Origin of the sequence: Paenibacillus ilasis, assembly GCF_043195395.1 — a bacterium.
GTDB lineage: Bacteria > Bacillota > Bacilli > Paenibacillales > Paenibacillaceae > Paenibacillus_AQ > Paenibacillus_AQ lautus.
Map to the genome: position 1 here is coordinate 380380 of NZ_JBHDJG010000001.1, position 23366 is coordinate 403745.

Below are 23366 nucleotides of genomic sequence, written 5' to 3' on the forward strand. Positions count from 1 at the left end.
AAAATACCTTGGACTTCAAGTGTGAGGGCAAGGGAGGAACTGTATATGAAGTTGACAAAGGACCCCCAGGCTATGCTTCTGTTATCGGTTCATGGGTTGTTTATACTATCGAGTGCATTGTCGGGTACATTCCTCAACGTATACTTATGGAAAAGCCGCCAGGATTATACGATGCTCGGTTGGTTCACGATTGCTCAGCAGGTCGCATTGGGCTTGACGTTCTGGGCCGCCGGCAAATGGGTGAAGGAGCATAACAAAATGAATGCGCTTCGCCTGGGAATTGCGGTGTCCGGCCTGTTTTATCTATGCGTTCTGTGGACAGGGCGGGACGCCGTCCATTATATTTGGCCTCTTGGCCTGCTGTTCGGCGTGTCATTAGGATTATTCTGGTTAGCCTTTAATGTGGTTTATTTCGAGGTTTCGAGCGCGGAGAATCGGGACTGGTTTAATGGCTGGATCGGACTCCTGGGCTCCATCACGGGGATTATCGGTCCGTGGCTGGCGGGTTGGATCATCACGATGATGCATGGGGATCGGGGCTACCGGTTTATTTTTACCGTATCGATGGTCATCTTCGCAGCGACGGTGGTGCTGAGCTTTTTTCTGCGAAAACGGCCGGTCCAGAGCGACTACCATTGGCTGGAGGGGGTGAGCCGGCTCAAGGAGGGCGGCGTTTGGAAATACGCCGTATTCGGATTGGCCGTTCAGGGAATCAGGGAAGGTGTGTTTTCCTTTCTCATTACGCTCCTTGTTTTTGTGGCGACGGACCAGGAATCGAAGCTGGGGCAATACGCATTGATTACTTCGGCGGTTTCGCTGGTCAGCTACTGGGCCTGCGGTAAGTGGTTCAAGCCCAAATTTCGTAAAACCGGCATGCTGGTAGGTTCGATATTGATGCTGCTGGTCATTTTGCCGCTGCTGTTTGCCGTCAACTATACTACGCTGTTGGTGCTGGGAATCGGGACGTCGCTGTTTATTCCCCTGTACATGATGCCGGCTATATCGGCCAGCTTTGATCTTATGGGAGTGAATGAGGAAAATGTGGAGAAGCGGGTTGAACTGGTTGTGCTCCGGGAACTCAGTCTAACCGTAGGCCGAATTACGGGTCTGCTTGTGTTTATTCTTGTCCTGTCATTTAGACAGGACACGTTAACGGTGACGCTGCTGCTGCTGTTTCTGGGGGCATCCCCTATCGGATCATGGCTGTTTATACGAAAGCTGTTTCCATCCAAAGGACAAGTCACCTAAGTCCGATTGCATCCATATGAGCGGTGTAGGATAACACAGGTCGACCAAGGTATGTTTAAAACATTCGGCTGCGTCGCGACGCAAATCGTATACACGCAAAGAAGGTATCTCCAAGGGCGTAAGGCCTGTAGGGGATACCTTCAATTATTTAGGTGTGGTTCAGGTCGATTGGCCGTGTCAGGGAGAACCATTTCAGTTCTTCGGGCTCATGTCCTGCAATCGTCTTGCCCAGCAGATCCGCAGCGATCATGCTGTAAACGGTCCCGTTTCCGCCATACACCTCGATAAAGTAGCTGTGCGGATATTGCGGGTGTCTGCCGATCAGCGGGATGCCGTCTTTGGTTGTGGCAAACAGGCCGGCCCAACTGCAGGCGATATTCAAATCCGCCATATGGGGGAACAGCTGATGAATTTCATTTAGCAGTCTCCGGCCTCTTGGTTCAGCGTATTCCTCTGGTTTGCCTGAAGGAGGAAGCGGCTCATCCAGCCCTCCGGCTATGATTCGCTGATCCGGCGTTGTCCGGAAATAGAGATAAGGGCGATTTGTTTCCCATATGAATGCCCGCTCATACCATGAAGACAGATCGGATACAGGCTCCGTCAGGATGGCATAGGTGTTGAGCAGCTCCGCTTGATAATCAGGCTTCCATTCTTGGGTGCTATACCCAGTGGCCCAGATCACGTTTTTGGCCAGAACGCTTCCTTGATCGGTTAAAACGGTGACATCGCTATCGGTATACCGTGTTTCCTTCACTTCGCTATTTTCATAAATTCGCAGCCCATGCTCGCTGGCATCTTGGAGAAGATTATGACCGAAACGGTAGGGATCGACTTCGGCATCGCCGCGGGTATAGATGGCCGCTTCTTTTGAGAACGGGAAGTTAGCCTTCACCTGCTCACGGCTCCAGTATTCCACATCGAAGCCCTTGCGTTTGAGCAGGTCATACTCATGCCGAAGCATGCCGACATCTTGGGGGTTACTTGCATAGTAGAGGCTGCTTCGCGGGATCAGGCCGGAATCCCTGGACAGATGATTTGCGATTTCGGTGAGCCGACGTACAGCATTTCTGCACATCATGTAGAAGGAGGAGCCCCGTTGTTCACCAAATTGTTGGATCAGATCAGATAGGGGGCAGTCGCTAGAGAATTGCAACAGACCCGAATTGGCGGATGTGCTGCCTTCGCATACGCGTTTTTTGTCCAGCAGGATCGTGTCCACGCCTTGCTTGCTCAGCACATAGGCCATCAGCGCGCCGCTAATACCGCCGCCGACAATTAGCACATCACAGCTGAGCTGTTCTGATAGCCCGGGGTATTTTTTTACAGGTTCACTGTTTAAATATTTCCAGGGCGTTGTTCCGCCGGTCAGTAACATGGTCCCTCACCCCCTCATTGTCACTTCGTTATTAGTTTGGACGTTCCTTTCGTATTTAATGACATCTCACGACATAGATTTTTATATAGGTGGCATACTAGCTCCTGTGCAACTTAAATGGAAAGGGGAACAAGTACAAAGATGACACCTAATCAGCAATTACAGCCTCTAACCTCAAAAGAACTGGACTATATTGCGGATTGCATCTCCAACGAGACCATGCTGGCCAAGCATTGCGCCGCGACGGCAGCTGCCAGTCAGAATCCTGCTATCCAGCAGGCGCTGCTGGGATTCGTAAAACGCCATGAACAGCATCTGGACATGTTGGTGAACTCTCTGCAGAGTCACAGCAATATTGCGCCGACGCAGCCTCAATAAAGGAGATTTATAGACTTTCGAAGTTAAATTGTTAAGGAGGAACGACTTATGGTAACCCCTAATGGATCTTCATACCTGCCCGAAGAGGACATGCTTAGCCCTATTTTGGGAGAACTGAAACGGTCTGTTCGAGAGTATACGACAGCCACGACGGAAGCCTCTTGCCCTGACGTGCGTCAAATGTTTACGAATTTAACTGCAGATACACTGAAGCTGCAAGGTGAGTTTTTTAATATGATGAAGCAGCAGAACATGTATACCGCGCCTCGGCACGCATTGAAATACGACGTGGACAAGCAGTATAAGCAAGCGCAGCAGTCCCTGCAAAAAACACAGGAAACCATTCATCAAAAAACTTCCAGCATGGGCGCGTTCGCGCATCATCCGAATGTAGCGCCGCATGCCACCAATGTAGCTCCTTCTTCTAATAATGTAACCCAATGATCCCTTGGTTAACTCAAACGATAGCCGATGACCCCCGCAGCCGTTGCTGCAGGCATGCATCGGTATTTTTTTTTGCACATCCCGTGTAAGTTATTGTAATATAAGTATTAATCTCTGTTCCGAAATATCATGCATGAAGAATGGTTATTCGGAATAAGTGCTGGAGGATACGTATATGGAAGAGCTTAGCGAATTGAAACTGAAGGTGCTTGATCTGCTGAAGGAAGATGCGAGAAGATCGCCGGCTCTACTCTCTACTCTACTCGGTGTAGATGAGGAAGAAGTAAAGACCTCCATTGCGGAGCTTGAACGAGATCACGTGATTGTCAAGTATGCGACCGTTGTCAACTGGGGCAAGGTGGAAGACGAGAAGGTTACGGCGCTGATCGAGGTTCAAATTACACCTGAGCGCGGAAGAGGCTTTGAAGGAATTGCGGAACGGATCTATTTATTCCCGCAGGTGAAGTCGGTCTATCTTATGTCTGGCGCCTACGACTTGCTGGTTGAAGTGGAAGGTGGAAGCTTGCGTGAGGTGGCCAACTTTGTTTCGGAGAAACTGTCACCTATCGATTCTGTATTATCGACCAAAACGAATTTTATTTTAAAAAAATATAAACAAGACGGGATTATTTTTGAAGAACGTCAAGAAGACAATCGTCTCCTGATCTCGCCGTAAAGGAAGCGTGTGCTATGATTGTGAACGAACAGCAGCTTGCAGAAAATAACAGGAAATCGATGAGCTCCTATTTGGCGCCTAGGGTCAGGGACATTCAACCCTCCGGAATCCGGAAATTTTTTGATCTCGTCAGTGGAAATAAGGATATTATCACACTTGGTGTCGGTGAGCCTGATTTCGTAACGCCGTGGCATGTACGAGAAGCCTGCGTGTATTCATTGGAGCGCGGGTTTACAGGATATACGTCCAATGCCGGTATGCCGGAACTGCGGGAGGCGATCGCGGAATATTTGAACGACAGTTTCCACGTGACCTATAATCCTGCCAATGAAATAATCGTAACCGTAGGCGGCAGTGAAGCGATTGACCTGGCGCTGCGTGCCTTGATTGTTCCCGGAGATGAAATTCTGATTCCCGAGCCGTGTTACATTTCTTACTCGCCGATTGCTTCAATCGGTGGTGGGGTGCCCGTTGGTATTGAAACGACGGCAGAGCATCATTTCAAACTGACGGCCGAGGCGCTCGAAGCGCAAATCACCCCTAAATCGAAGATTCTGATCCTGTGCTATCCAAGCAATCCGACAGGAGCCATCATGACCTATGAGGATTGGCTGCCCATTGCAGAAGTGGTAGAAAAACACGATCTGATTGTGATCTCCGATGAAATCTATGCTGAGCTCACATATGAAGGCAAGCATGTCAGCTTTGCCTCGATGCCAGGCATGATGGACCGCACCATACTGGTGAGCGGCTTCTCGAAGGCGTTTGCTATGACCGGTTGGCGTATGGGGTATGTGTGCGCTCATGCCGATCTGATCGGCGCCATGCTGAAAATACACCAGTATACAGTCATGTGTGCACCGGCAATGGGGCAAGTCGCAGCACTTGAAGCATTGCGTAACGGCATGGGGGAAAAGGATCGAATGGTTGAATCCTATAACCAGCGGCGCAGGCTCGTGGTTCAAGGGCTGCGGGAGATCGGTTTGGATTGCCACGAACCGCAGGGAGCGTTCTACGCCTTCCCGAGCATCAAGGGAACGGGACTCGGCTCGGATGAATTTGCCCAGCGCTTGCTGACCGAGGCAAAAGTGGCTGCAGTACCAGGCACCGCATTCGGGCTTGGCGGGGAAGGATTCATCCGCTGCTCTTATGCTACATCCATTGCCCAACTGAATGAGGCCTTGGAGAGAATGGGCAATTTTGTGGAAAAAATAAAGTAGGCAAGGAAATCGTTGAACTTTTTCCTTGAATTAACAAAAAAATCACTTTCCATTGGCAAAATATATGTTATAATTTTATTTTGGGGGCAGAATTTTACTTTCCAAGGAGGGATCACCAGTGTTTTGTGATTATGAATTGTCAAACTACCGTGGTGACTATACGGCTGAAGACAATAATCACGGTAAATGGTCAATTAAATCAGCCAAATCCACTCCTCAGGAAATTACCTTGGAAGACGAAATTCATATGCTTCGCCGGAAGATGGAACAAATTTTTTTGGAAGAGCAGTCCTTCACATCGGAGATTGTTATCGAGATCAGCAGTTTGCTGGATTTGAAGATCAACGAATATATGAAGGCCCATCCCAAAAAGAAACTATAAAATACGACATGATTGAATAATACAAGGCTGCTCCTGAGGTTAGATGCCTCACGGATCAGCCTTGTTTGCGTTTAAAACAATCCCCTGGTGCAAAAACTCGTCCCGGAATCATGATCAGCATGGGGCTTATTCTGCCGTAGAGGGACCGTTATTGGAAATTATGCTATAGTTGAGCATAATAAGAAAAACGTCTATCGACGTACTTTCTCAGAAGACAGACCGCGGTTAAAGGAAGTTTTTCTTGCGATTATAGAATTACTCAGCTTCGCTGAAACTATAAATTCTATAATCTTAAGAAATATGGTGTGTTCGTTCAATATGAATCGGACTTTGAAATGGAGGAAGATGTGATGAAGGTATATACGAGAACGGGAGATGCGGGGGAAACTTCAATTATTGGCGGTCGTGTGCCCAAGGATGATCCGCGCATCGAGGCGTATGGCACGATCGATGAATTAAACAGCTTTGTCGGTCAAGCCGTATTTTTGGCCAAGGAAGCCGACTTTGAGGAGCTGCATCTTCAGCTCGTTCGAATCCAGCATGAACTGTTCGATTGCGGCTCGGATCTGGCCTATGCGAGACCTCGTGAGGATAAACTCAAGGTAAGCGCTGATCTTGTGGATAATCTGGAGGCATGGCTGGATGCATTCGAGGAGAAAAACCCTCCGCTTGAGCGTTTTATCCTGCCAGGCGGAAGCGCGTTGTCCTCCATGCTTCATGTATGTCGGACCGTATGCCGCCGAGCCGAGCGGTTGACCGTTTCGCTGCAGCGAACTACGGAAATCAATCCGGAGGTTCGCCGCTATCTGAACCGATTGTCCGACTATTTCTTTGTGACTGCGCGGGCAGCCAATGTGCACGCCGGGATTCCGGATGTCGAATATGAGCGAAGTGGAAAGGTGTTTCGGTAATTCATGAATTTGTATTATCCGCCAATTAGCTATGTCGTGTCACCGCAAGAAGACGGCATGCAGCTTAAGACCATTTTGCAAAAACGAATGGGGGTATCCCGTAAGCTGCTCTCGCGCCTCAAGTTGACCGAGCAGGGGATCATGCTGAACGGGACCCGTGTATACATTAGCGTTAAAGTGCATGCGGGAGATCTGATCGAAATCCGAATGGAGCAGGAACGGTCAGACGATATGCTGCCCCAGCCGATGAAAATTCATATTCTGTACGAGGATGAGCATCTGCTTGTTCTGAACAAGCCGGCAGGGATCATCGTGCATCCGACGCACGGTCATTATACGGACACACTGGCGAACGGCGTTGTTCACTATTGGCAGGAGAAGGGCTGGAATTACCGGTTCAGAGCGGTTCACAGGCTGGATCAGGAAACCTCCGGCGTGCTGGTGGTGGCGAAGAATCCGTATATTCACCAGCATGTTTCCGAACAAATGATAGCCGGCACGGTTGACAAGAGGTATGTAGCATTTGTTCATGGCAAGCCTGCTGTGCCGTCAGGCGATATTGATGGTCCGATTGATCGGGATCCGTTAGAGCCCCACCGTCGCATCGTAACTCCGGATGGATATCCTTCATTGACACGGTATCAGGTATGCGAAACCTATCCTTCCGCATCCTTGGTTGAGTTGAAGCTGGAAACGGGCCGGACCCATCAAATTCGGGTGCATATGCTTAGCATCGGCTGTCCATTGATTGGAGATCAGATGTATAGGCACCCGGTTTACAGCGATCGGGAGTCGCCATCAGATGGGACGGAAGCTGCTTCCTATGAGAACGAGGGACCGGCAGAGCAGGAAGCCGCATCCATCATGAGGCTGGATCGCTGCATGGGCAGGCAGGCGCTGCATGCAGCCAGCCTGACACTGACGCACCCGATCGAGGGGACCCCGATGGTATTCACCGCTCCGCTCCCTGAGGATATGAACTCTCTGAGAAACGTGCTTGCGGAAGAGGCGACCTAATTTTCAAAACAACATAAGAAGGAGAACGTATCGAATGAGCAAACTGAAAGTATATCAATACCCGAAATGCGGGACATGCCGTAACGCGGTGAAATGGCTGCAGAACGAAGGGCATGAGCTGGAGCTTCAAAATATTTTTGAGCAACCGCCAAAGAAGGATGAATTAGCCGACCTTATCACCAAGAGCGGCCTGGAGCTGAAGAAATTTTTCAATACGAGCGGCGAGGTCTACAAGGAAATGAACCTGAAAGACAAGCTGCCTGGACTCTCCGACGAGGAGAAAATCGAACTGTTGTCGTCCAACGGAAGATTGATTAAGCGTCCGATCGTGACGGACGGCAGTAAAGTGACCGTCGGCTTCAAGGCGGAACAATATCAGGATTCATGGCAGAAGTAGAAGGGCCATTTTTTAGCCGGAGACAAGGACAGGCCCAATAAAGGCCGGTTAAAAGAGCTGATGGAACCCGATTGTTGAAGGGCAACGATCCGGCATTGACGCATTCTCCTGCTGGTAAAGGTAGAGCATCCCAAGGTCCTTGGACCGCCGGGATGCTCTTTTGTTTTAAGAGATAAGAAAAGTATAAACATCCGAGGCTTAGCATCCTTATCTCGCAAGAAAAACTTCCGCTACATGCGGTCTGTCTACTGAGAGAGTACGTCGATAGACGTTTTTCTTATGAACAGCCAATGATAGGAAATTCAAAGAAATGCCTTGTGACTAGCCCAAGTCTATATAGGGATATGGTATAATGACAAGGTATATTTAAGGTTATATCAGAGAAGTTAAAGTTAGGAGCGATCATGACTGTGATACCCAATCAACAACCATCCTTAATGCTTGTAGACGGGATGGCTTTATTATTTCGTGCTTACTATGCGACCGCGTCAAGCGGCTATATCCGTCGAACCAAAGCGGGTGTGCCGACCAACGCGATTTACGGCTTCCTGCGGTATATGTGGGATGCAATCGATAAATTTCAGCCTACCCATGTGGCGTGCTGCTGGGATATGGGCTCAAAAACATTTCGTACAGAGCAATTTGCCTCGTATAAAGGGAATCGTCCGGAAGCGCCGGATGATCTGGTTCCGCAGTTTTCGTTGGTGCGTGATGTGACGGAATGCCTGGGAATTCCGAATCTGGGCGTCGTGGGCTATGAGGCTGATGATTGCATCGGTACGCTGGCCAGACGGTATGGGGATAGCATGAATGTCATGATCCTGTCGGGGGACCACGATCTGCTTCAGCTCGTGAACGATTCGACTTCCGTCATTATTATGAAAAAGGGACACGGCAATTATATGCATTATACCCCGGAAACGTTGTATGCCGAAAAAGGACTTTCCCCAAGACAGGTGATCGATGTGAAAGGCCTGATGGGAGATACGAGCGATAATTATCCGGGCGTACGCGGGATTGGTGAGAAAACGGCGGTCAAGCTGATTCAGGAGTATGAATCCGTGGAAGGAATTCTTGCGAATCTTGATTCACTGACCAAAGGGGTCCGCACCAAGATCGAGGCGGATCTGGAAATGCTGCATCTGTCCCGGGCTTTGGCCGAAATCCATTGCGAGGTTCCAATGGAGTGCGAATTGGACCTATGCCGCCTGAGCGTGGATCACGAACGGGCATTAACCAAACTGGAGGAGCTCGAGATGAAGAGCCTCGGCCATCTTTTTGGGGTGGCGGTGGTTTCCTAGTCATGTGGAGACCGTTTAATTTCGGAAGAACATCAATCTTGACCGGGTTGCTGCTTGGGGCCATGCTGCTTCTAATATCCGCATGTGCCTCCAACCAGACTCCTTCAACCGATACCACTAAGCAGCCCTCAGGGGCTGAGAAGAAGGTGGAAGTGATTGTTTCGGCAGCAGCAAGCCTCAAATCCAGCCTGGAAGAGACCGGACGACGATTTGAAGCAGAGTTTCCGAATGTTACGCTGCGGTATAATTTCGGCGGTTCGGGCTCTCTTGGACAACAGCTCGAGCAAGGGGCGCCTGTAGATTTGTTTGTATCCGCAGCAACGGAGCCGATGGATCGACTGGTCGAGAAGGGGATCGTACAATCCGATGCGGTTCAGTTGATGTTTCGGAATGCGTTGGTGTTGATTGAGCCTGTTGGCAAACAGAACGTGAAGCAGTTATCGGATCTACTCAAACCTGAAGTACGCGTTCTGGCTATCGGGCAGCCGGATACGGTACCGGCCGGGGAGTATGCGAAGGATGCTCTTCAGAATGAAGGCCTTTGGGATGATGTCGAATCCAAGGCGGTGTATGCCAAGGACGTGACGCAAGTTCTCGCTTATGTGGAGTCGGGGAATGCGGATGCCGGTTTTGTGTATAAAACCGATCTGAAGAGTTCGACCAAGGCAAAACTTGCGCTTGAGGTCGACCCGGACAAGCACCAACCGATTGAATATCCTGCAGCGGTTCCCGGCAATGCCAAGCATCCGCAGGAGGCTGAGGCGCTCCTTGAATTTATGCGGAAGCCCGAGATCAGGGATATCTTCACGGAGGCTGGATTTGAGGTAGCGGAGGCGTCGCCGTGACCACGACCGAAATGTTCTGGATGCCGGTATGGCTGTCGATAAAAACATCACTGCTGTCCAGCATCATTGCCTTTATACTGGGATCAGCGGCGGCACGCTGGATGTCCCGGCGCGCGTTTGTCGGCAAAACGGCCGTCGAAACGCTGCTGATGCTTCCGCTTGTGCTTCCGCCTACGGTGGTCGGCTTTCTTCTGCTTGTCATGCTGGGCAGAAACAGCTGGATAGGTTCAGCTGCCGAATGGCTGTTTGCCAGGCCCATCATTTTCAGTTGGGGGGCCGCAGTCATAGCGGCTATAGTGGTCTCGTTTCCGCTTGTGTATCAGAGCATGCGGGTGGGCTTTGAGTCCGTGGACCCGGAGCTTGAGGATTCGGCGCGATCGGCCGGGGCCGGTGAATGGCAGGTGCTTCGCTGGATTACGCTGCCGTTGGTCCGCAGGGCAGGCGTATCGGCGTTCATTCTGGCTTTTGCCAGAGGCTTGGGCGAGTTTGGGGCAACCTGGATGGTTGCAGGCAATATACCGGGCGTCACGCAAACGCTGCCCACGGCGATTTACGTTGCGGTTAGCAATGGCGAAAGCGGGCTGGCATGGGCGTGGACGGCGGTCATTATTTTGTTCTCATGGTTGTTACTCGCCGCGTCAGGAACGGGCAGAAGCAGAGAAAGCGGCAGGTAGACTTGACGGGAGCACAATGTTTACATATGCTTCGAATAGAGCTTGTTAGCAACCAAATCGAGAACAAGGCACAGCACATCGTGGAGAGGATGGAAGAAGCATGAGTTTACTTGGAGCAATTGAAGCAGGAGGAACCAAGTTCGTTTGCGGCGTGGGTATGGAGGATGGAACGGTTGTGGAGCGAGTGAGCTTCCCGACAACAACCCCGGAAGAAACCATGGCAAACGTCTTTAACTTTTTTGCTGATAAGGATATAGAGTCGATCGGAGTCGGTTCTTTCGGACCGATTGATCCGGTGAAGGGCAGCCCGACTTATGGCTGCATTACAACGACACCGAAGCCGCACTGGAGCAATTACAATATTGTCAAAGCTTTGGAAGAGCGTTTTCATGTTCCGATTGGATTTGATACCGATGTAAACGGAGCAGCTCTTGGAGAATATACATGGGGCGCTGCCCAGGGACTGGATAGCTGTCTGTATATCACCATCGGAACGGGAGTAGGAGCAGGCGCCGTGGTAGCTGGTGAATTGATCCACGGCTTGTCTCATCCGGAGATGGGGCATATTTATGTGCGCCGCCATCCGGAAGACCGGTATGAAGGGACCTGTCCCTATCACGCCGACTGTCTGGAGGGGCTTGCAGCCGGTCCGTCCCTTGGCAAACGTTGGGGAGTTCCCGGCGTGGAATTGACGCCGGATCATCCGGCTTGGGAGATGGAAGCTTATTATCTGGCTCAAGCGCTGATGAATTATGTCCTCATTCTGTCCCCTCAGCGTATTGTGATGGGCGGAGGCGTTATGAAGCAGGAGCAGCTGTTCCCGCTGATCCGCACGAAGCTTCAGGAGCTGCTGGCCGGATATGTTCAGCATCCAAGCCTTCATGACGGGATCGATCAATTCATCGTTCCGCCGATGCTCGGCGATAATGCGGGGCTCTGCGGCGCATTGGCGCTGGCCAAGCTGGCAGTAGATGAGGCCAAGAGCGTTCAGGCTTAACCTTATTTCTTAATTTCTTATATAGAGTGAGCCAAAATTGGTTTGATTTTATTACAGATTATGGTATTATGGTTTCAACAGTATAACGTATGGAACGGGAAGCACCTTTCTTTGTCGCTGCGGCGGAGGAGAGGTGCTTTTTTGCGTTGTATCATCGTTGTGCTGAATGCTTAAACGGGAGGTATTTGAGGGATGCAAATTGTGTTCATGAATCAGATGAGCGGAGCGGATGAGTCAGGTCATCTCCGTTCTGCTCAAGTATGGATCGGTGAGGAAGAGGGGGGATGGCAGCTCGGTTGGCGGCATATGGAACCGGACGGTGAAGTATCCGACGAGGAGTGGTATGAAGGGAATTCATGGAATGAGTTATTATGCGTGTACCGACATCAATTAGCGAAGAAGCTTGGAGAGGGCTTCCGGCCGCTTGTTGAGGGGGTATTCCATGAACCCGGAGAGACGGGAGGCAAGAATCTTGGTGTGCAGAAGCTGCAGTGCTACAGTGAGCTGTATGGCTCGGAGGAGCTGTACACGGAGCTGTGTGCCTGGCGCAGGAGAAAGGCGGCCTCCGGAAGAAAAGCCCCTTACTTCATTGCCAGCAATCGGGTGCTGCGCATGATTAGCGCCTTCATCCCCCAGAATGAGGAAGAGCTGCTGCAGCTTCCGGGAATCGGGGTCAGCAAGGCCTCGGAGCATGGGGCGGAGTGGCTGGAGATCACGACGAAAATCGAGCGAACCACAACCTTTCCATTGGATTGGGTTTATAAGCAGCTCCAGGAAGAAGTGTTCTTGTCCTGGCTGTATAAACAGAAGGAGCAGCGCTACAAGCAAGAGCTGGACCGCTTCCGAATCCGTCGTACGATGCTGCTTGGCATAGCAGAGGGAGCTTCGCTGACCCAGCTGGAAGAGCGCACCGCGTTATCTCGCCGGGATTTGGTTGAGGAATTGGAGGGGCTCGAGAAGGAAGGTTATGACACGGAGCAACTGCTGGAGGTAGAATTGAATACGATCACGGCTTCAGAGCAGGCGACGGTATGGAAGGCTTTTGAAGAGCTGGGCGATACGTTTCTTAAACCGGTATTACAACGGGTATATGGTGAAGGACAAGCCCGGAATGGAGAGGTAGAAGAGATTGGCGGAACGGAGAAGCTGTATGAGCGGCTGCGCCTGATACGGATTCGCTTCCGGCGGGAAGAGCCTGGCAAAGCGAACGCAGGCTAATCCGCACGAACGAAATCAGGACGGATTTCCTTGGGCAAGGAGATCCGTCCTGATTCTGTCTGTGAAGCTGTGATATTTCATATCCAGTCCTTTTTGCGGAACAGATAAAACATGAGGGCACCGGCAGAAATCATGATGCCTATAACTACATAATATGAATATTTCCAGTGAAGCTCAGGCATATTGTCAAAGTTCATGCCGTAGATGCCCGTAATCAGCGTCAGTGGAATAAAGATCGTTGTAATGGCGGTAAACACACGCATGATTTCATTGGCCCGATTGGCGATACTGGATTGGTAAGCCTCTCGAAGGTTCCCCATAAGATCCCGGTAGGTCTCGAAGGTTTCGGAAATTTTCACGGCATTTTCATAGATATCGCTGAAATATTTCTGCAGCTGGTCATCGATCAGCCGGAGATCTTTTTTGTTAAGTGTATTGATAACTTCCTTCTGCGGACCAAGCACCTTTTTCAACCAAAGAATTTCGCTTCGCAGACCGATAATCTCGCTTAAGTGTGTTTTTTTGGTATGCATCAGGATGTCTTCCTCCAGCTTTTCAATCCGCGCCTCGATGCGGTCCCCGACGGAGAAATAGTTGTCCGTGACAAGGTCGATCAAGAGGTAAAGGAAGCGGTCAGGCGTGCTGACTTCGTCCTCCCAGAGAAGCGGCTTAACGGTGCGAAGCTCGTGGATCTTTTGCTTGGTTACCGTAATAATAAAATGTCTGCCCAGGAAAACATTCAATGCCCGAAGGAAAATCTCTTCGTCGTCAAACCGGATGCTGTTCACGACGATAAAATAGTGGTTCTCGTATATTTCAATTTTGGGACGCTGCTCCTCTTCGCTGAGGCAATCCTCAACCGCAAGATCATGCAGGGAGAAGAGGGGCTGCAGTTCGGCTAAATCATCCACGTCCGCATCCAGCCAGTAGAAGCCGCTGGCCGGAGGCGTCAGCGTCATTTCGATGTCATCAATAGGGGTAAATACACCCGAATCGACCAACCGGATTTTCATCTGATATCACTCCTTTGTCAAATACAAACTGCTTGGTTCAGCAGTAAAGGCACAGGATATCAGCCCACCGGTATACAGGCATGATTCAAGGAAGGTTAGAATACGATAAAAGCGCATGAAAAATAACGCCGCCCTCTGCCGGTAAGCTGATCTTAATCCTATGCGGTTGTGCGTCTTGTGCATCCAGTTTCTGGCTCGGGTCACCGTCCATCTTCCATGTCACCTCTTTCATACTCGGTTTTAAACAGCACTTGTCTAGTATAACGCCGGGTGTAGGACCTTTCAAGTTGAAAATCCGGTGCAATCAAGGGCCATTTGTACAGGGTATGGAAACCTTCGGTGAAGTGTGACGGACTTATGAAAAGGTTCTTGACGAAAAATTGGGAATGATTTAAAGTAAGTATCAATTACGAACCATTTAAGACAACTGAATAAAGCGAAATCTTATCAAGAGCAGGTGGAGGGACTAGCCCTATGAAACCCGGCAACCGGCGGCAACATCGCACGGTGCTAATTCTTGCAGGAGATACGACGCTTCTTCGAAGCCGTTGTATAGTCTGACAGATGAGAGAGGCGCATTGTGATACGTATATGATGACCTTTCTCTACTTCGAGAAAGGTTTTCTTGCGTTTATACAGTCTAACGCTCTTTCTCACAGCTTTTTATGGATGTATCATTTCATATTTCGAAGGAGTGAGCCACAATGCCAATTAAAATTCCGGATGCCTTGCCGGCAAAGGAAGTTCTGGCTGGAGAAAACATTTTTGTCATGGATGAGAGTCATGCATTTCATCAGGATATCCGCCCATTGCGGATTGCTATTCTGAACTTGATGCCAACCAAGGAAACGACGGAGACCCAGCTGCTGCGATTGATCGGTAACTCCCCGCTCCAGGTGGATGTTGTTCTTCTTCATCCGAGTTCCCACGTTTCGAAGAATACGTCGGCTGAGCATCTGAAATCATTTTACAAAACCTTTGAAGAAGTGAAGAACCGTCGTTTTGACGGCATGATTATTACAGGAGCTCCAGTCGAGCAGTTGGAGTTTGAAGAAGTGAATTACTGGGATGAGCTTACTGAAATTTTTGAATGGACCAAGACGCATGTGACCTCCACGCTCCATATCTGCTGGGCATCGCAGGCCGGGCTTTATTATCATTACGGCGTGCCGAAATACAGCCTCGAGGAAAAATGCTTTGGCGTATTTCCACATACGATCAATGAAGCATGTACCAAGCTGCTTCGCGGCTTTGACGAAATGTTCTTTGTTCCGCATTCCCGTCATACGGAAGTTCGGCGCGAAGACATTACAGGTGTTGACGATTTGGTCATCCTGTCCGAGTCCGAGGAAGCAGGCATTTATTTGGTATCCAGCCGCGATGGAAAGCAGATTTTTGCCACAGGGCATTCCGAATATGATGCGGACTCTCTGAAATGGGAGTATGACCGGGACGTTGCCAAAGGAATGGATATCGCGCTGCCGCGCAACTATTACCCGAATGATGATCCAACAAGGACGCCTCCGTCCATCTGGCGCGCGCATGCAAACTTATTATTTACTAATTGGCTCAATTACTATGTATATCAGGAAACGCCGTACGATATTGGTCCGCAAATATAGCAGTATACGGGAGGAGAGTTTGTGATGGAGAAGAAACCTTTGAATATAGAGAGCCGGCTGGCACAGATCGGGTCGGTGCAAGAACCGGTAACCGGAGCCGTGAATTTTCCGATTTATCAGGCTACGGCGTACCGCCATCCCAAATTAGGCCAGAGCACGGGGTTTGATTATGCCCGTACGAAAAATCCGACCCGGTCGGTATTGGAGGATGCCTGCGCCGAGCTGGAATCCGGTGATGCCGGCTTTGCTTGCAGCTCGGGCATGGCTGCCCTTCAGACGATTTTTGCTTTGTTCGGCCAAGGGGATCATCTGATTGTATCGCTGGATCTGTATGGTGGGACGTATAGGCTGCTGGAGCGGATTATGTCCAAGTTCGGCGTAACGGCTACGTACGTGGATACAAATGACCTGGATGCCCTGGAAGGGTCAAGACAGCCCAACACGAAGGCTGTCTTTGTCGAAACGCCGACCAATCCACTTATGATGATTACGGATATCGAAGCCGTCTGTACGTGGGCAAGGCGCCATCAACTGATCAGCATCGTCGATAATACGCTTTTGACTCCATATTTCCAAAGACCCATCGAGCTTGGGGCGGATATCGTCATACATAGCGCCACCAAGTATTTGGGAGGACATAACGATGTGCTGGCGGGTATCATCGTAACGAAGGGCAAGGAATTATCGGAGGAGATGGCTTTCCTTCATAACTCCATCGGCGCGGTGTTAAGCCCGACCGATTCCTATCAGCTGATGAGAGGCATGAAGACGCTTGCGCTGCGCATGGATCGGCACGAAACGAATGCCACCGCAGTGGCGACCTTTTTGACAACTCACCCAGCGATCGGCGAGGTATATTATCCTGCCCTGTCGGATCATCCGGGACATGACATACAGAACCGTCAATCCAGCGGCAACACCGGCATCTTCTCCTTCAAGGTGAAGGACGCCCGCTATGTGGAGCCCGTGCTGCGGCATATTAAGCTGATTGCGTTCGCCGAAAGCCTCGGGGGCGTCGAGTCCCTGATGACATACCCAGCCGTCCAGACCCATGCGGACATCCCGCTTGAGATTCGGGATGCGATCGGTGTGGATGACCGCTTGCTCCGGTTCTCGGTCGGCATCGAGCATGCGGATGACCTGATCGCGGATTTGGATGCTGCGCTGGGCGCAGCTATGGCTGAAGTGGAAGGGAGCACGGGAGAATGAGCATCGATAAAGGCCCATCAGGCTTGGAAACGCAATCCAAGCAGTTATCAACAAAACGGGAGCGCGAGGAAGAACTCCGTTTCGAGACGAAATTATTGCATTTCGGCGGGGAAATCGACCGGGCAACCGGCGCCTCAAGCGTTCCGATCTATCAAGCCTCTACGTTTCATCATGAAGATATCTTTAACCCGCCCCAACATGATTACAGCCGTTCCGGCAATCCGACGAGGCAGGCGCTGGAAGATTATATCGCCCTCTTGGAAGGAGGCGTACGCGGTTTCGCTTATGCTTCCGGTATGGCCGCGATCTCCAGCTCGTTCATGCTGCTCTCCGCGGGCGATCATATGATCGTGACGGAGGACGTGTACGGCGGGACCTACCGCCTGCTGACCAGCATTCTGAGCCGTATGGGCATCGAGAGCACCTTTGTAGACATGACCGATCTGGATCAGGTGAAGGCGGCCCTCAAACCGAATACGAAAGCGGTCTATATGGAGACTCCTTCGAACCCGACCCTAAAAATTACCGACATTGGTGCCGTGACGGATTGGGCGAAGGAGCAAGGCCTGCTTACCCTGCTGGATAACACGTTCATGACGCCGTTTTACCAGCGTCCGATTGAATTCGGCGTGGATATCGTCATCCACAGCGCGACCAAATTCCTTGGCGGGCACAGCGATGTGCTGGCAGGTCTCGCGGTAGCCAGAACCCAGGAGCTTGGAGACCAATTGAAGCAGCTGCAAAATGGTTTGGGCACGGTGCTTGGGGTTCAGGATTCCTGGCTCCTTATGCGCGGCATGAAGACACTCAGCACACGAATGGCCCACTCCGAGCAAAGTGCAGCCAAGCTGGCGGCCTGGCTGCAAGGGAGAAGCGATATTGAGCGAGTGTACTACCCTGGCCTCTTGAATCATCCGGGACGTGAAGTCCATGAGAAGCAATCGAGCGGTTATGGTGCGGTCATCTCCTTTGACGTCGGCTCAGGCGAGCGCGCCAAGCAGGTGCTGAACCATGTGAAGCTGCCGCTGGTAGCGGTCAGCCTGGGAGCTGTGGAGAGCATCCTGTCGTATCCGGCGATGATGTCGCATGCAGCGATGGGCGAGAAGGTTCGGCAAGAACGCGGCATTACGGATGGTTTGCTCCGTTTCTCGGTTGGACTCGAGGATGTGGACGATCTGATTGCTGACCTGGATCGGGCTTTTGCTGCCAGTTACTAAAGATTTGCATGGAAGCAAGGACTTCATTTAAAGATATGCCAAATCATAGAATTCGGCATCCTGTCACGGACGGGATGTCGTTTTTAATGCCGGATTGTGGTAGGATGAGATAGAAAAAGTTTTACTGGTGATTTGTTATTTTGCTCTAAGTAGGGAGGCTGCAAGAATGAGTGCGGTAAACCGTATATTGGATAAAGCTTTACGCGGTGAGCGTCTAAACCTGGAAGATACCGTGACGCTTTTTGAAAGTGACGAGATTGAGAAAATTGGCCATGCGGCGGATGTGATGACAAAGCGCCTGCATCCGGATCCTATCACAACATTTGTTATCGGCCGGAATATCAATTACACGAACATATGTGATGTATTCTGCCGTTTCTGTGCTTTTTATCGCAGACCGGGCTCTTCCGAGGGCTATGTTCTGCCCGATGAGACGATTTTCCAGAAGATTCAGGAAACCGAGGATGTGAACGGTACTGAAATTCTGATGCAGGGCGGAGTCAATCCGGATTTGCCTTTCAATTATTATACGGACCTGCTTCGTAACATCAAGAAGCGGTTTCCTAACATTACGATGCATTCCTTCTCCCCGGCGGAAATTATGAAGATGGTGGAGATCTCCGGGCTTACGCTCGAAGAGGTAATGCGCGAGCTTCACAGCGCGGGTCTGGATTCGCTGCCTGGTGGCGGCGCAGAGATCTTGGATGATCGAATTCGTAAAAAAGTCAGCCGTTTGAAAGGCACATGGCGCCAGTGGATGGATGTCATGCAAACGGCTCATAAAGTCGGCATGAACACGACGGCAACTATGGTGATCGGTCTGGGCGAAACGATGGAAGAGCGTGCGCTCCACATGCTTCGCGTACGTGATGCGCAGGATGAATGCATTCAGAACGGTTATGATTCCAAAGGCTTCCTGGCCTTCATTCCATTTACGTTCCAGCCGGACAATACAAACCTTAAGCGTGAACGCGAAACGCCGGAGGCGTACTTGAAGACGGTAGCCATCGGCCGCTTGGCGATCGATAACGTTCCGAATTTGCAGTCGTCCTGGGTAACGATGGGACCTGAGATCGGCAAACTGTCACTCAGCTACGGCTGTAATGACTTTGGCAGCACGATGATGGAGGAGAACGTGGTTTCTTCCGCAGGAGCTGTGTATAAGGTCAATATTGAATCGATCATTCAATTGATCCGCGAGACCGGCAACATTCCGGCTCAGCGCAACACCCGGTATGATATTCTGCGCGTGTTCGAAGATAACAGCACCGTTGAGCGCGACTTTGTCATGCAGAACTAATTCTATACTTTATATGAAATCCGCAAAGCGGGCCGAGCAACTCGGTCCGCTTTTTTTATATTGGGATATTAGAAAGTATGGTTTTCATGGAACTTAAGTCAATCGACATTTTTAGTATGCGCGCCATTTATTAGATATTCTTTCGGACTTGCTTGTTTTTCCAAGCAGGAGTTCCGTATATCCCCGAGCGGGTCCCCATATACTGAAAAGGGAACTCGAAAGGAGTGATTCCATGGAACTGTTCAGCATTTCTGTCGGTACACGGACGGAAGACGAGAAAAAGGCGTTTCACCGTATATTGTCAGACAAGCAGAAAGAGCTACATAAACAATGCAAGCAGCTGAAATTCACATTCAGCGCTTCGGATGACCGCGTGATTTGGACGTGCTCCGGCAAGCTTCCGCTGTCCTCATGGACCGCATCGGCCGACACGCTGCGCCGGCTCACTGCCGAAGCAGTCACTGCTTATATTATGGAAGAGAAGGAGCAGGAGATTGCTGCACGGTTAATGTTCTCGGAATTCGAGTTTGATGATGAGGAAGAAGCGGGGCGGATTCTGCAATGGTTTTTGATGCTCCTGCAAAAAGAGGAAGGCCCGTCCGCGGACTTCTGGCAGAGCCGCAGACGCAAGCTGTCCGAAGGCATATACCAATGCCTAAACGAAGCATCTGAGCTCAATCTGGATGGATACATGACCTTCCGGCTTCAGTCCTATGAACAGGAGCTCCGCGAGATGGCGGAGTATGCAGTGGATGAATTTATGCTCGATCAGCAGTACGAGGAGTTTGTCAGCCTGCTGAAATATTTTGTTTATTTTCAGGAGCCCAAAATGCCGCTGGTTCACGTCATTCATAAGGGGGAGGAAGATTTCCTGCTGCTGGATGGCAATCTTCGCCCGATTGAACGTCCTCGAGATGAAGGACTCGTTATGGAAAGGCTGGACCAGGATATGGAGATTGAAGATATGGTGGTCAGTACGCTGATTTCGGTATCTCCGGCCCGCATGATTATCCACACGAGGCAGCCTGAGCTTCCCGTCATCGTGACATTGGCCCACATCTTTGATAACCGCGCCGAAGTATGCTGCAGCTGTCCGGAATGCAGCGCGCTTCTCGGAAGCGGACGAATGATGACTTGACGCACCGAAGCGGTCAGGATTATAATTACTGATAAATTCACGTAAAAGCTCTGACAAAGACATGAATCAATCCGGATTTGACCGCTCAGAGAGAGGAAACCTCGGCTGCAATTTCCTCCGGTTCGCCATTGATTTACCCCTTTGTAGCTGTGTCGTCGAACCCGCACGTCATGATGAATGCGGATGAGTAGGCTTCACCGGTTCATGACCGTTACTCAATGCTGATGAAGGATCTTAATCGTTTATGTACCCGGTACATAAGGTGATGGAGAGATCGAATTAGGGTGGAACCACGGGTATAACACTCGTCCCTTCGCGGGACGGGTGTTTTTTGCATGTTCCGGTATCTTTTGTTGAAGTCCAGGCGGGCACCTCAGCGGTCCATGCCTGTCTTCGCGGGGAGACTAACGCGTCCTTCATATATGGAAGAAACGTGAAATACTTTTTGGGAGGAATACAAGGTGGCTATTAGCATTAAATTGCCTGACGGCTCCGTACGGGAGTATGAGGCGGGCAGCAGCATTGAGGATGTGGCTGCGTCAATCAGCAGCGGACTTAGAAAGAATGCGGTCGCGGGAAAAATGGACGGGATCGTCGTGGATCTCTCGACACCGCTTCAGGACGGAGCTTTGATCGAAATCGTAACGCAGGATACACCCGAAGGGCTTGAAGTGATGCGCCATAGTACAGCGCATTTGCTGGCTCAAGCAACCAAGCGTTTGTATGGAGCGAAAGAAGTAAAGCTGGGCGTGGGTCCGGTCATTGAGGACGGCTTCTATTATGACATGGATCTGGAGGAGCCTTTGAATCCGGAGGACCTGCAGAAGATTGAGAAGGAAATGGAACGCATTATCGGCGAAAATCTTCCGATTGTCCGCAAGGAAGTAAGCCGTGCGGAAGCGCTGCGCATCTTCGGCGAGCTCGGGGATCCGTACAAGCTGGAACTGATCAATGCCCTGCCAGAGGATAGCGTCATTACGATCTATGAGCAAGGCGAATTCTTTGATCTCTGTCGTGGACCGCATGTCCCTTCAACCGGCAAGATCAAAGTATTCAAGCTAATGAATGTGGCAGGCGCATATTGGCGCGGCGACAGCAAGAACAAAATGCTTCAGCGCGTTTACGGTACGGCGTTCGTGAAAAAAGCGCAGCTCGATGAGCATCTTCATCTGCTGGAGGAAGCCAAGAAGCGCGATCATCGTAAGCTGGGCAAGGAATTGCAAATGTTTACGTTCTCTCAGCTTGTTGGACAAGGCCTGCCGATCTGGCTGCCAAACGGCGCGAAATTGCGCCGTACCCTGGAGCGTTATATCGTGGACATGGAGGAGCGCCTCGGTTACCAGCACGTGTACACGCCTGTCCTCGGAAACGTGGAGCTGTACAAAACTTCAGGTCACTGGGAGCACTATCAGGAAGATATGTTCCCAAAAATGGAGATGGACAACGAGGAGCTTGTTCTTCGTCCGATGAACTGTCCTCACCATATGATGGTATATAAGAGCGACATGCACAGCTACCGGGATCTGCCGATCCGTATTGCTGAGCTTGGCATGCAGCACCGCTATGAAATGTCCGGTGCACTGACCGGCTTGCACCGCGTGCGCGCGATGACGTTGAACGACTCGCATATTTTCTGCCGTCCGGATCAGATCAAGGAAGAGTTTGCGCGGGTCATTCAGCTGATCATGACCGTCTACAAGGACTTTGGCATCCATGACTACCGCTTCCGCCTGTCTTACCGGGATCCGCAGGATACCGAGAAGTACTTCCAGAACGACGAAATGTGGGAAATGTCCCAGCGCATGCTGCGCGAAGTCGTCGAGAGCCTGGACATGCCGTTCTATGAGGCCGAAGGCGAAGCTGCCTTCTACGGACCGAAGCTCGACGTCCAGATCCGTACGGCTCTAGGCAAGGAAGAGACGCTGTCAACCGTTCAGCTCGACTTCCTGCTGCCTGAGCGCTTTGAGCTGGAATATGTCGGCGACGATGGCCAGAAGCATCGTCCGGTCGTTATCCACCGCGGTATTCTGGGCACCATGGAACGCTTCACCGCGTTCTTGCTTGAGAATTTTGCAGGTGCGCTTCCGCTGTGGCTGTCACCGGTGCAGGTTAAAGTCATTCCGGTTTCCAATGCCTTTGAAGACTATGCCAAGGAAGTGGCCGAGAAGCTTCAATTCGCCGGTATCTCCGTAGAGCCGGATCTTCGCAACGAGAAGCTGGGCTACAAGATTCGGGAAGCACAGCTCGAGAAGATTCCTTACATGTTTATCGTAGGCGAGAACGAGAAAAATGCGGGCGCCGTTTCCGTCCGCAAACGCGGCGAAGGGGACATCGGTGCCCAGCCGCTGGACGAGATCATCCTCAAGCTTCGTGAAGAAATTAACACCCACGTCGTTTAAGTTTAGCTTTAAGTGCATGTTCAAAAAGGTCGATTTTCAGCACCGAGAAGGTTGGATGAAGCTAGGGAGTGAGGAGCGGAGCGTACGATTTGGGTACGTGAGCACCGGAAGGCCCGGCTGAATTCAAGATTCGATGCCGAGCTGCTTCCTGATTCGCTTCGTGATCAAAAGCGGACTTTTTGAACAACCTCTATAAGTAACAAGGGAACATGCAAACCTCTGCCATCACGTATATTCTATTTGGGAAGTGGGAACCCTCGCTAGTAAGGGGGAGGTACTCACATGATCCAATGGAAAAAATGGCAGAGGTTTTTTGCTGGTTTTATTTTATCAGCCGTCTTGTTTAGTGCAGGTTCTTCAATAGTAGAAGCCCACAATTTGATTC

General features: G+C 50.7%; 22 protein-coding genes and 1 riboswitch. Of the genes, 20 read left to right on the forward strand and 2 right to left on the reverse strand.

The window, feature by feature from the left end; translation table 11 throughout:
- Positions 1-21: 21 nt before the first annotated feature.
- Positions 22-1248, forward strand: coding sequence for an MFS transporter (locus ACETK5_RS02000; RefSeq protein WP_347708119.1), 1227 nt, complete (start codon positions 22-24; stop codon positions 1246-1248).
- A gap of 148 nt (positions 1249-1396) precedes the next feature.
- Here the strand turns inward: ACETK5_RS02000 and ACETK5_RS02005 are convergent, their stop codons facing one another.
- The gene (locus tag ACETK5_RS02005) at positions 1397-2623 is read right to left on the reverse strand and encodes an NAD(P)/FAD-dependent oxidoreductase (RefSeq protein WP_394054209.1); all 1227 of its coding nucleotides are present in this window, start codon (positions 2621-2623) and stop codon (positions 1397-1399) included.
- A gap of 141 nt (positions 2624-2764) precedes the next feature.
- On the opposite strand from ACETK5_RS02005, the gene ACETK5_RS02010 reads away from it, so the two are divergent.
- The 13 genes from ACETK5_RS02010 (at position 2765) to ACETK5_RS02070 (ending at position 13083) form a co-directional block, all read left to right on the forward strand.
- Positions 2765-3001, forward strand: coding sequence for a hypothetical protein (locus ACETK5_RS02010; RefSeq protein WP_326117113.1), 237 nt, complete (start codon positions 2765-2767; stop codon positions 2999-3001).
- Between the two features lie 48 nt (positions 3002-3049).
- On the forward strand, positions 3050-3445 hold the full coding sequence (locus tag ACETK5_RS02015) for a spore coat protein (RefSeq protein WP_394054210.1): 396 nt from the start codon (positions 3050-3052) through the stop codon (positions 3443-3445).
- Between the two features lie 175 nt (positions 3446-3620).
- Positions 3621-4121: an Lrp/AsnC family transcriptional regulator gene (locus ACETK5_RS02020; protein WP_326114355.1), complete on the forward strand. Its 501-nt coding sequence runs from the start codon at positions 3621-3623 to the stop codon at positions 4119-4121.
- A 14-nt stretch (positions 4122-4135) separates the two neighbouring features.
- Complete coding sequence (locus tag ACETK5_RS02025; protein ID WP_326114356.1) at positions 4136-5341, forward strand: aminotransferase class I/II-fold pyridoxal phosphate-dependent enzyme; 1206 nt, start codon at positions 4136-4138, stop codon at positions 5339-5341.
- Between the two features lie 118 nt (positions 5342-5459).
- Positions 5460-5723 carry an aspartyl-phosphate phosphatase Spo0E family protein gene (locus tag ACETK5_RS02030; protein WP_009590300.1) on the forward strand — a complete coding sequence of 88 codons (264 nt, stop codon included), beginning with the start codon at positions 5460-5462 and terminating at the stop codon, positions 5721-5723.
- A 350-nt stretch (positions 5724-6073) separates the two neighbouring features.
- A complete protein-coding gene (locus tag ACETK5_RS02035; protein WP_100538952.1) occupies positions 6074-6634 on the forward strand; it encodes a cob(I)yrinic acid a,c-diamide adenosyltransferase in 561 nt (186 codons plus the stop codon).
- Positions 6635-6637: 3 nt separating this feature from the next.
- A complete protein-coding gene (locus ACETK5_RS02040) occupies positions 6638-7651 on the forward strand; it encodes an RluA family pseudouridine synthase (protein WP_394054211.1) in 1014 nt (337 codons plus the stop codon).
- A 34-nt stretch (positions 7652-7685) separates the two neighbouring features.
- Positions 7686-8048, forward strand: a complete 363-nt coding sequence (locus tag ACETK5_RS02045) for an arsenate reductase family protein (RefSeq protein WP_394054212.1) — start codon at positions 7686-7688, stop codon at positions 8046-8048.
- Between the two features lie 404 nt (positions 8049-8452).
- Entirely contained in the window at positions 8453-9349 is an 897-nt protein-coding gene (locus tag ACETK5_RS02050) for a 5'-3' exonuclease (protein WP_181469742.1), read from the forward strand.
- A gap of 38 nt (positions 9350-9387) precedes the next feature.
- A complete protein-coding gene (gene modA, locus ACETK5_RS02055) occupies positions 9388-10194 on the forward strand; it encodes a molybdate ABC transporter substrate-binding protein (protein ID WP_243390821.1) in 807 nt (268 codons plus the stop codon).
- Entirely contained in the window at positions 10191-10868 is a 678-nt protein-coding gene (modB, locus tag ACETK5_RS02060) for a molybdate ABC transporter permease subunit (protein WP_243390820.1), read from the forward strand. Before modA ends, modB begins: the two co-directional genes overlap by 4 nt.
- A gap of 100 nt (positions 10869-10968) precedes the next feature.
- On the forward strand, positions 10969-11865 hold the full coding sequence (locus ACETK5_RS02065) for an ROK family protein (protein WP_100538947.1): 897 nt from the start codon (positions 10969-10971) through the stop codon (positions 11863-11865).
- A 192-nt stretch (positions 11866-12057) separates the two neighbouring features.
- On the forward strand, positions 12058-13083 hold the full coding sequence (locus ACETK5_RS02070) for an HRDC domain-containing protein (RefSeq protein ID WP_394054213.1): 1026 nt from the start codon (positions 12058-12060) through the stop codon (positions 13081-13083).
- Positions 13084-13160: 77 nt separating this feature from the next.
- Here ACETK5_RS02070 and corA read toward each other — a convergent pair whose 3' ends face one another.
- A complete protein-coding gene (corA, locus tag ACETK5_RS02075) occupies positions 13161-14096 on the reverse strand; it encodes a magnesium/cobalt transporter CorA (protein ID WP_100538945.1) in 936 nt (311 codons plus the stop codon).
- Between the two features lie 441 nt (positions 14097-14537).
- Positions 14538-14667, forward strand: a riboswitch (SAM riboswitch).
- Between the two features lie 133 nt (positions 14668-14800).
- Between corA and metA the strand changes: the two genes are divergently transcribed.
- The 6 genes from metA (at position 14801) to thrS (ending at position 22981) form a co-directional block, all read left to right on the forward strand.
- Entirely contained in the window at positions 14801-15718 is a 918-nt protein-coding gene (gene metA / locus ACETK5_RS02080; RefSeq protein ID WP_015737127.1) for a homoserine O-acetyltransferase MetA, read from the forward strand.
- A 24-nt stretch (positions 15719-15742) separates the two neighbouring features.
- Positions 15743-16927 (forward strand): PLP-dependent transferase, encoded by a 1185-nt coding sequence (locus ACETK5_RS02085; RefSeq protein WP_326114361.1) that lies wholly within the window; start codon positions 15743-15745, stop codon positions 16925-16927.
- Positions 16924-18144: an aminotransferase class I/II-fold pyridoxal phosphate-dependent enzyme gene (locus ACETK5_RS02090; protein ID WP_326114362.1), complete on the forward strand. Its 1221-nt coding sequence runs from the start codon at positions 16924-16926 to the stop codon at positions 18142-18144. Before ACETK5_RS02085 ends, ACETK5_RS02090 begins: the two co-directional genes overlap by 4 nt.
- A gap of 166 nt (positions 18145-18310) precedes the next feature.
- Positions 18311-19444 (forward strand): cyclic dehypoxanthinyl futalosine synthase, encoded by a 1134-nt coding sequence (mqnC, locus tag ACETK5_RS02095; RefSeq protein WP_015737124.1) that lies wholly within the window; start codon positions 18311-18313, stop codon positions 19442-19444.
- A gap of 232 nt (positions 19445-19676) precedes the next feature.
- A complete protein-coding gene (locus ACETK5_RS02100) occupies positions 19677-20582 on the forward strand; it encodes a putative sporulation protein YtxC (RefSeq protein WP_100538942.1) in 906 nt (301 codons plus the stop codon).
- A 461-nt stretch (positions 20583-21043) separates the two neighbouring features.
- Complete coding sequence (gene thrS / locus ACETK5_RS02105) at positions 21044-22981, forward strand: threonine--tRNA ligase (RefSeq protein ID WP_194544311.1); 1938 nt, start codon at positions 21044-21046, stop codon at positions 22979-22981.
- Positions 22982-23366: the final 385 nt, after the last annotated feature.

Coding starts and splice junctions, on each gene's coding strand:
- ACETK5_RS02005 (WP_394054209.1), bottom strand. CDS start 2,623: ATGTTACTGACCGGCGGAACAACGCCCTGGAAATATTTAAACAGTGAA.
- ACETK5_RS02010 (WP_326117113.1), top strand. CDS start 2,765: ATGACACCTAATCAGCAATTACAGCCTCTAACCTCAAAAGAACTGGAC.
- ACETK5_RS02015 (WP_394054210.1), top strand. CDS start 3,050: ATGGTAACCCCTAATGGATCTTCATACCTGCCCGAAGAGGACATGCTT.
- ACETK5_RS02020 (WP_326114355.1), top strand. CDS start 3,621: ATGGAAGAGCTTAGCGAATTGAAACTGAAGGTGCTTGATCTGCTGAAG.
- ACETK5_RS02025 (WP_326114356.1), top strand. CDS start 4,136: ATGATTGTGAACGAACAGCAGCTTGCAGAAAATAACAGGAAATCGATG.
- ACETK5_RS02035 (WP_100538952.1), top strand. CDS start 6,074: ATGAAGGTATATACGAGAACGGGAGATGCGGGGGAAACTTCAATTATT.
- ACETK5_RS02040 (WP_394054211.1), top strand. CDS start 6,638: ATGAATTTGTATTATCCGCCAATTAGCTATGTCGTGTCACCGCAAGAA.
- ACETK5_RS02045 (WP_394054212.1), top strand. CDS start 7,686: ATGAGCAAACTGAAAGTATATCAATACCCGAAATGCGGGACATGCCGT.
- ACETK5_RS02050 (WP_181469742.1), top strand. CDS start 8,453: ATGACTGTGATACCCAATCAACAACCATCCTTAATGCTTGTAGACGGG.
- ACETK5_RS02065 (WP_100538947.1), top strand. CDS start 10,969: ATGAGTTTACTTGGAGCAATTGAAGCAGGAGGAACCAAGTTCGTTTGC.
- ACETK5_RS02070 (WP_394054213.1), top strand. CDS start 12,058: ATGCAAATTGTGTTCATGAATCAGATGAGCGGAGCGGATGAGTCAGGT.
- corA (WP_100538945.1), bottom strand. CDS start 14,096: ATGAAAATCCGGTTGGTCGATTCGGGTGTATTTACCCCTATTGATGAC.
- metA (WP_015737127.1), top strand. CDS start 14,801: ATGCCAATTAAAATTCCGGATGCCTTGCCGGCAAAGGAAGTTCTGGCT.
- ACETK5_RS02085 (WP_326114361.1), top strand. CDS start 15,743: ATGGAGAAGAAACCTTTGAATATAGAGAGCCGGCTGGCACAGATCGGG.
- ACETK5_RS02090 (WP_326114362.1), top strand. CDS start 16,924: ATGAGCATCGATAAAGGCCCATCAGGCTTGGAAACGCAATCCAAGCAG.
- mqnC (WP_015737124.1), top strand. CDS start 18,311: ATGAGTGCGGTAAACCGTATATTGGATAAAGCTTTACGCGGTGAGCGT.
- ACETK5_RS02100 (WP_100538942.1), top strand. CDS start 19,677: ATGGAACTGTTCAGCATTTCTGTCGGTACACGGACGGAAGACGAGAAA.